A 13875-nucleotide genomic window follows, 5' to 3' on the forward strand; every position below is an offset into this window, starting at 1 on the left:
TTTTTTGTAAAATAATCAAGTTTTAGTAGCTTATTTGAGCGAACAAGTGTAAGCTCAACCAACTATTTTTTTCAGAACAAAATGATGAAGGAAACAAAATGAAAAGAGTTGTTATTACAGGTTTAGGCGTTATTTCAAGTATTGGTAACAATAAAGATGAAGTGTTAGCCTCATTAAAAGAAGGTAAATCAGGCATAGAATTTGTTCCTGATTTTGCTGAAGTAGGGATGCGTAGCCAAGTTGCGGGTACAATTAAATTAAACCCTGCAGAGTTAATTGACCGCAAAGTTTATCGCTTTATGGGCGATGCAGCAGCTTATGCCTACATTTGTATGAGAGAAGCTATTGAAGATTCTGGCCTAACCGAAGAGCATATTTCTAATGAGCGTACTGGTTTGGTTATGGGGTCTGGTATTGGTTCAGCTCGTGGTCAAGTAGCAGCAACAGATGCAGTGCGTGGTCCTCGAGGTGTGAAAGGGGTTGGTCCTTATGCGGTAACTAAAACAATGGCATCAAGTGTGTCAGCTTGTTTAGCAACACCATTTAAAATTAAAGGTGTGAACTATAGTATTAGTTCAGCTTGTGCAACGTCAGCTCATGCAATCGGTAATGCAATGGAGTTAATCCAATTAGGTAAGCAAGATGTGATTTTTGCTGGTGGAGCAGAAGAACTTTGCTGGGAAGGAGCAACTCAATTTGATGCAATGGGAGCAGTTTCTTCTAAATATAATGATACTCCAACTAAAGCTAGTCGTGCTTATGATGCAAACCGCGATGGCTTTGTGATCTCTGGCGGTGGTGCAGTTTTAGTGATTGAAGAGTTAGAGCATGCTCTTGCTCGTGGTGCGAAAATATATGCTGAAATCGTTGGTTATGGTGCCACTTCTGATGGTTACGATATGGTTGCACCAAGCGGCGAAGGTGCAGAACGTTGTATGAAACAAGCAATGGCAACGGTAAATGGCGATATTGAATACATCAATGTACACGGCACATCAACTCCAGTAGGCGATGTGAAGGAGTTAGGTGCGATCCGTAATGTGTTTGGTGATAAAAAACCTGCAATTTCTTCAACTAAATCAATGACTGGACATTCACTTGGTGCAGCAGGTGCACATGAAGCTATTTATTCACTATTGATGTTAGATAACAACTTTATCGCTCCAAGTATTAATATTGAGACTCTTGATGAACAAGCAGAGGGCATGAATATAGTCACAGAGCGTCAAGACACAGTCTTGACTACCGTAATGTCTAACAGCTTTGGTTTTGGTGGTACGAATGCTTGCTTAGTGTTCCAACGGTATTCAAAATAATCTTATGTGAATATAAAAAGTGCGGAAACGCACTTTTTTATTGTCTCAAGCGGTCAGAATTTGGCTAAAAATTTACAAATTTAACCGCAGGCTCTCCTAATTCTTGAATGTTCATAAAAAATAAAAAATTTATTTTTATCTAAAAATTGCTATTTTCATAGTGTTAAATACTAATTTTTTATTTGTATATTTGTTATATATGAAAATTTCAATCTGCTAAGTAGAATAAAAAAATTAGCATTTTTTTGACATTGAATTAAGTGATCTATTTTTCTATCTATTTTATGAGTAGAATGGTGACTAATTTAAGATCTTATACATAATCTTGGGGAATATATGACAGAACAAGTAGAACGTTCAACGTGGCAGAGTAAATTTGCCGCAATGGGTCCTGGTATTTTAATGGCGTCAGCTGCTGTGGGGGGCTCTCATATTATTGCCTCTACTCAGGCGGGAGCAATTTATGGCTGGCAATTAGCCATTATCATTGTTTTAGCAAACTTATTTAAGTATCCGTTTTTTCGTTTTGGCGTGCAATACACGCTATCAAGTAGTAAAAGTTTATTAGAAGGTTATAAAGATAAAGGCAATATTTATCTCGTCATTTTCTTTATTTTGAATGTCATTGCAGCAATGATTAATACGGCTGCAGTGGGAATCGTTTGTGCAGCAATCTTGAAATTTCTTTTTTCGGCTTTAGGACTACCTTTTGATTTAAGTATTCCAATAGCAGGCACAATTGTGATTGTAGTAACTTGGGGCATGTTACTTTTAGGTAAATATCGCTTCTTAGACTCCCTCTCTAAGTGGATTATGATTGCTTTAACCATTTCTACCGTTACTGCTGTCATTATTGCAGCATTAAAAGGGGGGATTACAGTTGCTCCTGATTTTATTGAGACATCACCTTGGAACTTAGCCTCACTTGGTTTTATTGTGGCGTTAATGGGCTGGATGCCAGCACCAATTGAGATTTCAGCGATTAACTCTATGTGGGTTATTGCCAAAAAACGCTTCAGCAAAATTAGCTATCAAGATGGTATTTTTGACTTTAATGTAGGTTATATCGGCACAGCAATTCTAGCGATTGTATTTTTGGCACTTGGTGCTTTAGTTCAATATGGCTCAGCTGAACAAGTTGAGCAAGCTGGCGTAAAATATATTGCTCAACTAATCAAAATGTATGCTTTTGCAATTGGTGATTGGTCTAAATTATTAATTGCATTTATTGCCTTTATGTGTATGTTCGGTACAACGATTACGGTTGTTGATGGTTACTCTCGTGCGAATGCAGAAGGATTGCGTATTTTAACTGGGCGTAAAGAGTACTCTCAAGTGGAGCTGGCAATTTGGCTAACAGTAACATCAGCAATTGGTATTTTGATTATTAGTGTATTTATGAGTGATGTAGCGAAAATGTTAAAGTTTGCAATGATTTCATCATTTGTTTCAACGCCAATTTTCGCTTGGTTGAACTTTTCATTGGTGTTAAAAGGTGAGCATCGTGTAACTGGAGGATTGTTCTGGCTTGCGGTAGTTGGTTTGATTTATTTGACTGCGTTTGCTTTATTATTCTTAGCACAGCAGTTTGGCATTATTGGTTAGTCATAAATAAAGAAATAAAAAGGCGAATTTAATTCGCCTTTTTATTTGCTCTTTTTAAGTTATTAATGTTGTTTTATGCATAAACAGGTAGACGTTTACAGATATCTAGTACTTTTGCTTTTGTTTCTGCAATTACTTGTTCGTGGTTATCTTTACCAATGCTTTCTAACACATCACACATCCAGCTTGCTAGTGCTACTACATCTTGTTCTTTAAAGCCACGACGAGTAACAGATGGTGAACCTACACGAATACCTGAGGTAATAAATGGTTTTTGTGGATCATTTGGCACAGAGTTTTTATTAACTGTAATATTAGCTGCACCTAAAGCTGCATCAGCAGCTTTACCTGTTAAGCCCTGTTTTACGAAGCTAACAAGAAATAAATGATTTTCTGTCCCGTTTGAAACCACATCAAAACCACGTTGTTTAAACACTTCTACCATCGCTTTCGCATTTTTTACAACTTGTTGTTGGTAAGCTTTAAATTCAGGTTCCAAAGCTTCTTTAAAGCAAACAGCTTTTGCCGCAATAACGTGCATTAATGGACCGCCTTGACCTGCGGGGAATACCGCAGATTGCAATTTTTTATACATTTCTTCATCGCCAGATGCCGATAAAATTAAACCACCACGAGGACCAGCTAATGTTTTATGCGTTGTAGTGGTAACAACGTGTGCATATGGAAGCGGGTTTGGATAAACACCAGCCGCAATTAAGCCTGCAACATGTGCCATATCCACAAATAAGTAAGCCCCTACTTCATCAGCAATCTCACGCATTTTTGCCCAATCAATCAATTGGGAATACGCAGAGAAACCTGCCACAATCATTTTAGGTTTAACTTCTTGTGCTTGTTTACGCAAAGCATCGTAATCGATGAAACCTTCAGCAGTAATGCCATATTGCTCTGCTTTATAGACTTTACCAGAGAAACTAACGGAAGCTCCGTGGGTTAAATGACCACCATGAGCTAAACTCATACCTAAAATGGTATCGCCTGGATTTAATAATGCCATATATACAGCAGCATTTGCTTGTGAGCCAGAATGTGGCTGTACGTTAGCATAATCTGCACCAAATAATTCTTTTGCACGGTCAATTGCTAACTGTTCAATAATATCTACATATTCACAACCGCCATAATAACGTTTATTAGGATAACCTTCTGCATATTTATTGGTTAATTGTGAGCCTTGAGCTTGCATTACACGTGGGCTTGCGTAGTTTTCTGACGCAATTAACTCAATATGCTCTTCTTGACGGCGATCTTCATTTTGAATAGCCTGCCATAAAACAGCATCATAATCTGCGATATTCATATCACGTTTTAACATTGTTGGACTCCTTTAAAGCTTAAGTAAACGTTTGCGTAAGTTAAATTGCTATTATTTTACGCATTTTTAAGGCTAATGGATAGTATTTATTTCCGCAGTCAGGTGAATTATAAAGCTAATGGAGTTAGTAGCATATTTACCAATTTTTTGAAAAAATGACCGCTTGTTAGAGTGATACTATTAAGTCATCTCTTTTTTTAAAAGTAGAATTTAACTATTTTTTATTTATATTATTCCATCGCTAATTTATACTAGTATAATAAGAATTAATGAATAATTGGAATATTAAATTTCAATAAAAACTTTGACTTGTCTGGAGTAATTGTGAACCATAATCAATCAATCAATCAATCAATCAATCAATCAATCAATCAATCAATCAATCAATCAATCAATCAATCAATCAATCAATCAATCAATCAATCAATCAATCAATCAATCAATCAATCAATCAATCAATCAATCAATCAATCTAAACCAATTTCTCTCAAACTATTAACTGTTTTGGTTAGTGGTATTATTTTGTCTTTGTCATCAGCTTCTTATGCTAATGAGTATGTGAATGTAGATTCTTTTTCTAAATATAATAAAAATAAAGAGAGTAGTGGGGCTCTTGCTGTTCGAAGTATTGCTATTGGAGGAAATGCCTATGTCGATAATATTTATGGAGCAGGTTCAATAGCTATTGGTGAAAATGCCTGGGCTAGTGCGGAAAACTCTGTTGCGTTAGGACAAAACGCTATTTCTGAAAATGCTGTTAGTACATCTGAAATAGAGATTAACGGAAAGGTTTATAAATTTGCTGGTGGCGTAGCTTCTGGTACTGTAAGTATTGGTGGCAAATCAACGGTAAGTTATCCTGATGCTACTGGGACTGTAAGCTCTACTATTTATAACGTTGATGCTGTCCCTGTTCCTTTTGTTGTTGATGATAGCTCCGTAGATGTGCCTACCTATAGGCCAGAGATTCTTTCTTTTGATGGTGAACTACCACCAGTTGTTCATGTGTTGCCGAACGATGATGCTAATAAAGAAACTCGCACTATTACTAACGTTGCTGCTGGTCGAATTTCTGCCACCAGTACCGATGCTGTAAATGGAAGCCAGCTCTATGCTGTAATTGATAGTCTCTCTTCGATTACAGCCTCATCTGGAAGGCGGGGAGAAAAAGGCGAGCAAGGTTTACAAGGTTTGAAAGGTGATAAGGGAGAGCGAGGAGAGCAAGGTTTACAGGGTTTGAAAGGTGATAAGGGGGAGCGAGGAGAGCAAGGTTTACAAGGTTTGAAAGGTGATAAGGGAGAGCGAGGAGAGCAAGGTTTACAAGGTTTGAAAGGTGATAAGGGAGAGCGAGGAGAGCAAGGTTTACAAGGTTTGAAAGGTGATAAGGGAGAGCGAGGAGAGCAAGGTTTACAGGGTTTGAAAGGTGATAAGGGGGAGCGAGGAGAGCAAGGTTTACAGGGTTTGAAAGGTGATAAGGGGGAGCGAGGAGAGCAAGGTTTACAGGGTTTGAAAGGTGATAAGGGGGAGCGAGGAGAGCAAGGTTTACAGGGTTTGAAAGGTGATAAGGGGGAGCGAGGAGAGCAAGGTTTACAGGGTTTGAAAGGTGATAAGGGGGAGCGAGGAGAGCAAGGTTTACAAGGTTTGAAAGGTGATAAAGGTGATCCTGCTTTAGTAGATGTAAAAGCAGGAAAGAATATTAGTGTGAAAGAAGAAAATCACCCAAATGGATATCGTTCTTTTACCATTTCAACGGCTGATAATGTTTCATTCAACAGTGTAAAAGTGAATGATTTAGAGATTAATCAGGCTGGCATTAATGCAGGTAGCCAAAGGATTGCTCAAGTTGTTGATGGTATTAATGATACCGATGTAGTGAATGTTCGTCAGCTCAAGCGGGTTAAAAATTATGTTGAAGAAACTGCTCAAGAAATTCGCAATGTTAAAGGTCAATTAAACCAAATGAATCAAGAGTTAAGAGCAGGTATTGCGGGTGCATCGGCACTAGGGATGTTACAAGTCTCAAGTGGTGCTGGGAAAAGTGCGTTATCAGCTTCATTAGCCAACTATAAAGGACAATCAGCAGTTGCAGTAGGTTATGCTCGCTCTTCTGATAATAACCAAGTTCATATTAAATTAGGTGCCGGTATTAATACTGCGAGTGATGTGACCTTGGGTGGTAGTGTAGGCTTGCATTGGTAATTGCTATTAGTATTTTAGACTAAGTAAAAATTAAGGAGTATCCTCCATTTGTTGAGAATGCTCCTTTAATTTTATTTACTAAAGTCAGCCTAGAAATTGCAACTTTATAAGAAAATATGACCGCTTGTAAGATAGTAAGTTTTGCTTTTCTAGCCCACCAATTCTGCTCTAATTATCGCTGCACCTTGACTAAGTGCATTGAGCTTGCCACGAGCGACTTCACGAGAAAGTGGTGCCATACCGCAGTTAGTACAAGGGTATAGTTTATCTGCATCAACAAATTGCAATGCTTTACGCAATGTGTCTGCCACTTGCTCTGGCGTTTCGATAACATTGGTGGCGACATCAATTGCACCTAACATCACTTTTTTACCACGTACTAACTCAATTAAATCCATTGGCACACGTGAGTTTTGACATTCAAGTGAGATAATATCGATTTTTGATTGTTGCAGTTTTGGAAAGCTCTCCTCGTATTGACGCCACTCTGAACCAAGCGTTTGTTTCCAATCAGTGTTCGCTTTAATACCGTAACCATAGCAGATATGTACAGCAGTTTCGCATTTTAAGCCCTCAATAGCTCGTTCCAGTGTGCGAACGCCCCAATCGTTTAATTCTTCAAAAAATACGTTAAATGCAGGCTCGTCAAATTGAATAATATCTACCCCTGCTGCTTCTAGCTCTTTAGCTTCTTCATTGAGAATTTTGGCAAATTCCCAAGCTAATTTTTCACGGCTTTTATAATGTGCATCATATAAGGTGTCAATCATTGTCATTGGTCCTGGTAGTGCCCATTTAATTGGCTTATTGGTATGTGCACGCAGGAATTTTGCATCTTCAACAAATACTGATTTAGGGCGAGAAACTGCACCAACTACAGTGGGTACACTGGCATCGTAACGGTTGCGAATACGGACGGTTTCACGTTTGTTAAAATCTACGCCGTCTAAATGTTCAATGAAGGTGGTTACAAAATGCTGACGAGTTTGTTCGCCATCACTTACAATATCAATACCTGCTGCCGTTTGCTCAGCAAGTGAAACTAAAAGTGCATCTCTTTTTGCTTGTCGTAATTCACTGCCGCTGAATTTCCATTCAGACCAGAGTTTTTCAGGCTCAGCAAGCCAAGCTGGTTTTGGTAAGCTGCCTGCAGTAGAAGTGGGTAATAAAATTTTGCTCATATGTTCTTCCTATATAAAAATGCGTATGGGCGGGTCCTGTACCCGCCCACATACGATGGCTAATCGTACTATTTTTCGTTCATCCAAGCATCTAAAATTGTTTTATATGGTTTGATGAAATGCTCTTCGGTATATTTACCTTGCTTAATTGCTAATTGAGTACGCTCTTCACGATCATACTCTACTTTTGTGACTGAGTAATCATTATAAGTTAAGCTTGCTTTGTAAACTTGTCCTGCAACTGAGTTTGCATTATATACTTCTGGACGATAAATTTTTTGAAATGCTTCCATTGTTGCTATTGTGCTTATCAATTCCAGATTAGTGTAATCATTTAACAGATCGGCATTACTATCAAAATAGAAAGCATACGGAGCAACTGATTTTGGTGGCATAAAGTAGCGCACCGATAAGCCCATTTTAGCAAAGTAGTCATCAGTTAATGAATAGTCATTTTGCACATATTCTACGCCTAAAATTGGATGAATATTCGTGGTTTTGTGGTAAGTGCGAATGGTTGCCACGCTTAAACAGATTACTGGTGGTTTCTGGAATTTGGCTTTGTACTCTGGTGAATTAAGCAAATGCTTATACAATTTGCCATGTAATTCACCATAGCCTTCTGGCACGCTGAAACTTGGTTTATCTTTATTGTAATCGTTGAGTAAAACGCTGAAATCGTAATCACGTACATGGGAAGAGAAGTTATTACCCACGATGCCATCAATTTTCTTTCCTGTTTTATGATCGATCACATAAGTTTTTAACCATTCAATAGCAGGGAAAAATTGCCCCTTGCCTTCAACATCAATATCCATTGATACAATATCTAATTTTACTGAATAGCGATCAGCATTTGGGTTGTCCCAGTTCGCCAAATCATTAAAACGATTGTTGATCATTGCAATAGCATTTTGCAAATTTTGTTTGCGGTTTTTACCACGTGCAAGGTTAGCAAAGTTGGTTGTTAAACGAGTGCTGTGAGCTGGCTCATAGTTTTCATCGAATTCGATTGTGTGAACTTGGCATTTAAAATCTGTAGTCATCTTACATTTTCCTTGTGTTATTATTGTTTTGAGATGAGCTTATTGAACCATAAATTTTTCTTGAAGAAAAATGATATGTTTTTGAGAAGATTATGAATAAAATTCATATTGATTTGCAAATTTTCCCGCAAAAAGAACCGCTTGTACCAATTTGTATCAATAAACCCACAACGTAATAGAATATTATTTGGGGCTTCAAAACAATTTGCTCGCCCAGCCTAATTTAGAGCTTAACACAGTAAAGTAATTATAATCTTTCAAATGTAATAATTGTAACTTGTCTGCACTTTTTCTTACCAATACCCGATCTTCGGGGGTAAAACTCATCTTTACTTGCCCATCACAAATCACTTCTAAATCAGGGGTATTATATTTAGCAAAACGGAGTGAAATTTGGCTGTCACCATCTATCACTAAAGGACGAGCCGACAGCGTATGGGGGTGCATTGGGACAAGTGCGATTGCGTTCATATTTGGGGTAAGAATTGGGCCTCCTGCAGAAAGCGAGTAAGCGGTTGAGCCAGTTGGTGTTGCAACAATTAACCCATCTGCTCGTTGTGAAAAAGCAAATTTACCATCAATATAAACTTCAAATTCAATAATGCGAGCAACTTGTGTTGGGTGAACGACAATTTCATTTAATGCATTATTTAACGAAATAATCTTACCATTACGCTCAATATAAGCCTCTAACAAGAAGCGTTCTTCAATCACATATTCATTTTTAACCAAGCAACTATAAAGTTGCTCAAAAGCCGTTTGAGGGGCAATATCGGTTAAAAAACCTAAATTGCCACGATTAATGCCAATGAGCGGCACTTGATATTTCGCCAAAGCACGTGCAATACCAAGCATATTGCCATCTCCCCCAATCACAATCACTAATTCGGCACGTTGCCCGATTTCATCTAAAGTGTAGCTCTCTTCGAGAGCTATCTGTTTTGCTACATTCTTTTCAACCAAGATCTTATACTCACGATCTTTTAGCCAATTATAAACGGCCAAATGGGTTTCAAAAGCACTATCGTGGCGAGGAGTACCAACAATGGCAATTACTTCAAATGGTTTTTGTTGGTTCATTTTCTATTCCTATTATCAGCTTAGAGAATATGGGTTTGATACCATTGGTTAAGCAAAATACCAGTATTGACAGCGACATTCAAGCCGCTATTTAACGGATTACTAAAGGAAAGCTGAATAGTGGTATCGTCTGCATAAGCAATTTCACTCGCTGTTGTTTCGCTTAATACAAATACCACTTTCTCTGCCAATTTCGTTTTAGTTAAAGAGGGAGCTTGCTTATGACGAGTTAAATGCACAATTTGATAACCTGCTTGGCGAAGTTGCACCAAAGCAATCTGCTTGTTTTTAGTTTCTAACGCTCGCACAAACTCTAAACCGCCCTCTGCTACACGAGCGGTAGCACTTGAATTCAGGCTATCTACATTTTCTGTGATTATTCCTTTCACACCATAAAACGCACAGGTACGAATAATTCCCCCAACATTTTGTGCATTATTTACACCATCTAACAATACCAAACAATCTTGTTTTTTCGGTACTTGTAAATACCCCTCTAACACGAATGAGGGCGATTTTTTCACTAACAAACACATATCGCCGTGGTGTTCTGTGCTGGTGACTCGCTCCATTTCTTCACGATCGATAACGTGGTAGGCTTTTTTGTTTTCCGCCAAATAGCTCATCATTTCGCCAAGCTTTTTCGCCCCTTCCACCGTTGCCCATAAACGCACAATCGCGTCAGGACGCTGCTGGAACAAGGTAAGGCAAGCATTTTCGCCATAAACTTTCATCTCTTCTAAGCGGTTTTTCTTAATTTTTTCTGGAGCACGTGGAGAAAGTGGACCTGTTTTTTTCTCTTTGCTTGAATTATTGCCACCTTTTACCCAAATTTTTACACTGCCTTCGCCATACGGTTTTCTGCCTTCGCCATACGGTTTTCTGCCTTCGGTTGGATAGGTCTGCTCAGGGCGTTCACGTTGAAAGTGAGCTTTGCGGTTATCATTTCGTTCGTTCTTATGTTCAAAGCCTTGCGCTTTTCCTTTTTCTGAAAAGCGAGGGTTGCGTTCATTTGTTCTCTTCTCCTCTCTAGTTTTAAAGCGAGGTGCATTATTTTCTTTAAATTTCATTTTTATGCCTAAACAGTGGTTAAAATTGAGCTTATTATAGCGAATCCGAATTGCAAGCGGTTAGAAAATGCGAGTTTTTTGCAAATTTTTTCTCAGAAACGACCGCTTGTTATTTCTTTATGAAGCTACTTTCTTTATAATCCTGAGTTCTTAATTGTTCTTTAAAATCTGGTGGAAATATGAACCCAATGTTAAATATTGCTATTCGTGCTGCACGAAAAGCAGGCAATATTATTGCCAAAGGCTATGAGCAATCGCCTCAAGATACGCAAGTGTCACAAAAAAATACAAATGATTATGTCACAGAAATTGATAAAGTCGCAGAAGCTGCAATTATTGATGTGATCCGCAAATCTTACCCTGATCACTCAATCGTAACAGAAGAGTCTGGCGTGCTAAACGGTAGCAATGAAAACGTGCAATGGGTAATTGATCCATTAGATGGTACAACCAACTTCGTAAAACGCTTACCGCATTTCTCGGTTTCTATTGCCATTCGTGAAAATGGCCGTACAACCGTAGGGGTGGTTTACGATCCTATCCGTAATGAACTTTTCACTGCCGTGCGTGGCGAAGGGGCAAAATTAAACGAGTTCCGTTTACGTATTGATGCAGAACGCCGTGATTTAAAAGGTGCGGTATTAGCCACAGGCTTTCCTTTTAAAGTGTTAAGACACCGTGCGGCTCATTTAAATATGCTTGAAGCGTTAATGAACAATGGTGTTGCTGATTTTCGCCGTACTGGCTCGGCTGCACTAGATATAGCGTATGTTGCTGCAGGCAGAGTAGATGGTTTTTTTGAAATTGGTTTAAAACCTTGGGATTGTGCTGCAGGTGAGCTAATTGCACGTGAGTCTGGTGCAATTGTGACTAACTTTGTTGGTGGAACGGATTATTTAAAATCAGGCAACTTAGTGGTTGGTAATGGCCGTGTTGTAAAAGAAATTTTAAACAGTATTCAGCCAACTTTAACTGAAGAGCTAAAAGCTTAATTTATAACAATATCATTGAGTTATTGTAAATAGCATTGTGGGAATAAATATGATGGAAAAGAAGTATCCTCTGTTAAATGAAATCAACTCCCCTGAAGACTTACGTTTGCTCCCGACAGACAAACTGCAAGAGGTGGTTGATGAACTGCGTGCCTATTTGCTGGAGTCTGTGAGCCGAACAAGCGGTCATTTAGCCTCTGGTTTAGGCGTGGTCGAGCTTACAGTTGCTTTACATTATGTTTATCAGACCCCGTTTGACCAACTAATTTGGGACGTGGGTCATCAGGCTTATCCTCACAAAATCTTAACGGGTCGCCGTGAGCAAATGCATACTATTCGCCAAAAAAATGGTATTCACCCTTTCCCTTGGCGAGAAGAAAGTCCGTATGATGTGCTAAGTGTGGGGCATTCTTCTACTTCCATTAGTGCTGGCTTGGGTATCGCAGTTGTGGCTGAAAAGGAAAATGCAGGACGAAAAACGGTTTGTGTAATTGGTGATGGTGCTATTACTGCTGGTATGGCATTTGAAGCATTAAATCACGCAGGTTCATTGCATACTGATATGTTAGTTATCTTAAATGATAATGAAATGTCAATTTCAGAGAATGTTGGGGCATTAAATAATCATCTTGCTCGCATTTTCTCTAGCTCACTTTATACCTCTGTGCGTGATGGCAGTAAAAAAATTCTTGATAAAGTACCCACTATCAAAAATTTTATGAAAAAAAGTGAAGAGCATATGAAAGGTGTTATCTTCTCACCAGAAAGCACGTTATTTGAAGAATTGGGCTTTAACTATATTGGGCCTATTGATGGTCATAATATTGAAGAATTAGTGAAAACGCTAAGCAATATGCGTGAGTTGAAAGGGCCACAATTTTTGCATATTCGTACGAAAAAAGGTAAAGGTTATAGTCCTGCGGAAAATGATCCAATTGGCTACCACGGTGTGCCAAAGTTCGATCCAACTATTGATGAACTACCAAAATTGAAAGCATTACCAACATATTCTAATATTTTTGGTAATTGGTTATGCGAAATGGCAGAACGTGATGAAAAGGTGATCGGCATTACTCCAGCAATGCGTGAAGGCTCTGGTATGGTGGAGTTTTCTAGACGTTTTCCAGAACAATATTTTGATGTAGCAATTGCCGAACAACACGCCGTTACCTTTGCGGCAGGTTTGGCGATTGCAGGCTATAAGCCCGTTGTCGCAATTTATTCCAGTTTTTTGCAACGGGCTTACGATCAACTTATTCATGATGTGGCAATTCAAAACTTGCCAGTGATTTTTGCCATCGACCGAGCCGGTATTGTGGGGGCAGATGGGCAAACCCACCAGGGGGCGTTCGATTTGAGCTTTATGCGTTGTATTCCGAATATGACGATTATGGCACCGAGCGATGAAAATGAAATGCGTCAAATGCTTTATACTGCCTACACAATGAATACACCAACCGCTATTCGCTATCCTCGTGGTAATGCAAAAGGGGTAGAATTGCACTCAATGCAAAAATTGGAAGTGGGTAAAGGCAGAGTAATCTATGAAGGAGAAAAAGTCGCCATTCTAAACTTTGGATCATTATTAGACGAAGCAAAAATCGTGGCAGAAAAACACAACTATACCCTTGTAGATATGCGTTTTGTTAAGCCACTTGATGAAGAGTTACTCCAAAAAATGGCAGACTCATATGAGCTTCTCGTTACGCTTGAAGAAAATGCCATTCAGGGTGGGGCAGGCAGTTCTGTGAATGAATATTTGCAAAATATTTGCAAAATTCGACCGCTTGTAATGCTTGGTATTCCTGATTTCTTCGTACCACAATCGACGCAAGCAGAGGCTTATGCCGATCTCGGTTTAGATGCAAAAGGTATTGAAACGAAGATCCTACAATTTATGTCTTCATCAAAACTGTAAAGTAGAATTTCTCTTTCTTGTAATCTTTATCTATATTTATTGCCTCTGCTGCTTATGAATAGTAGAGGCGATAATTTTCTTGCTTTTCGCTTCTTTATTCTGATTTACTTGGAAAAGTAAAAATTTTGTGAT

At 38.6% G+C, this 13875-nt stretch carries 10 protein-coding genes and 2 pseudogenes; 7 read left to right on the forward strand and 5 right to left on the reverse strand.

Annotated features, from left to right (window positions below; genetic code table 11):
- Nucleotides 1-98 precede the first annotated feature (98 nt).
- The gene (gene fabB, locus HV560_RS05105; protein WP_176807997.1) at nt 99-1316 is read left to right on the forward strand and encodes a beta-ketoacyl-ACP synthase I; all 1218 of its coding nucleotides are present in this window, start codon (nt 99-101) and stop codon (nt 1314-1316) included.
- A 336-nt stretch (nt 1317-1652) separates the two neighbouring features.
- Nucleotides 1653-2921, forward strand: coding sequence for an NRAMP family divalent metal transporter (locus tag HV560_RS05110; RefSeq protein WP_159629224.1), 1269 nt, complete (start codon nt 1653-1655; stop codon nt 2919-2921).
- 73 nt (nt 2922-2994) lie between these two features.
- Here the strand turns inward: HV560_RS05110 and glyA are convergent, their stop codons facing one another.
- Nucleotides 2995-4257, reverse strand: coding sequence for a serine hydroxymethyltransferase (gene glyA, locus HV560_RS05115; RefSeq protein WP_176807998.1), 1263 nt, complete (start codon nt 4255-4257; stop codon nt 2995-2997).
- A gap of 558 nt (nt 4258-4815) precedes the next feature.
- On the opposite strand from glyA, the pseudogene HV560_RS10510 reads away from it, so the two are divergent.
- From HV560_RS10510 to HV560_RS10520, 3 genes and pseudogenes are all read left to right on the forward strand, one after another.
- A pseudogene (locus tag HV560_RS10510) lies at nt 4816-4989 on the forward strand (left-handed beta-roll domain-containing protein); the annotation flags it as partial.
- Nucleotides 4990-5292: 303 nt separating this feature from the next.
- Nucleotides 5293-5397: pseudogene (locus HV560_RS10515) on the forward strand (hypothetical protein); the annotation flags it as partial.
- Nucleotides 5395-6456 (forward strand): YadA-like family protein, encoded by a 1062-nt coding sequence (locus HV560_RS10520; RefSeq protein ID WP_420371387.1) that lies wholly within the window; start codon nt 5395-5397, stop codon nt 6454-6456. The pseudogene HV560_RS10515 and the gene HV560_RS10520, both read left to right, overlap by 3 nt.
- Nucleotides 6457-6605: 149 nt before the next feature.
- On the opposite strand, the gene HV560_RS05125 is transcribed toward HV560_RS10520, so the two are convergent.
- The 4 genes from HV560_RS05125 to HV560_RS05140 form a co-directional block, all read right to left on the reverse strand.
- The gene (locus HV560_RS05125; RefSeq protein WP_176812305.1) at nt 6606-7637 is read right to left on the reverse strand and encodes a methionine synthase; all 1032 of its coding nucleotides are present in this window, start codon (nt 7635-7637) and stop codon (nt 6606-6608) included.
- A gap of 68 nt (nt 7638-7705) precedes the next feature.
- Nucleotides 7706-8683 carry a DUF1852 domain-containing protein gene (locus tag HV560_RS05130; protein WP_176812306.1) on the reverse strand — a complete coding sequence of 326 codons (978 nt, stop codon included), beginning with the start codon at nt 8681-8683 and terminating at the stop codon, nt 7706-7708.
- A gap of 195 nt (nt 8684-8878) precedes the next feature.
- A complete protein-coding gene (locus HV560_RS05135) occupies nt 8879-9763 on the reverse strand; it encodes an NAD(+) kinase (RefSeq protein WP_159629230.1) in 885 nt (294 codons plus the stop codon).
- Between the two features lie 20 nt (nt 9764-9783).
- Entirely contained in the window at nt 9784-10839 is a 1056-nt protein-coding gene (locus HV560_RS05140) for a TrmH family RNA methyltransferase (RefSeq protein ID WP_176812838.1), read from the reverse strand.
- A gap of 173 nt (nt 10840-11012) precedes the next feature.
- Between HV560_RS05140 and suhB the strand changes: the two genes are divergently transcribed.
- Nucleotides 11013-11825 (forward strand): inositol-1-monophosphatase, encoded by an 813-nt coding sequence (suhB, locus tag HV560_RS05145; RefSeq protein ID WP_159629232.1) that lies wholly within the window; start codon nt 11013-11015, stop codon nt 11823-11825.
- A 52-nt stretch (nt 11826-11877) separates the two neighbouring features.
- The gene (dxs, locus tag HV560_RS05150) at nt 11878-13743 is read left to right on the forward strand and encodes a 1-deoxy-D-xylulose-5-phosphate synthase (RefSeq protein WP_176812839.1); all 1866 of its coding nucleotides are present in this window, start codon (nt 11878-11880) and stop codon (nt 13741-13743) included.
- The last annotated feature ends 132 nt before the right edge of the window (nt 13744-13875 follow it).

The sequence above is a fragment of the Mannheimia pernigra genome, assembly GCF_013377995.1.
Classification (GTDB): domain Bacteria; phylum Pseudomonadota; class Gammaproteobacteria; order Enterobacterales; family Pasteurellaceae; genus Mannheimia; species Mannheimia pernigra.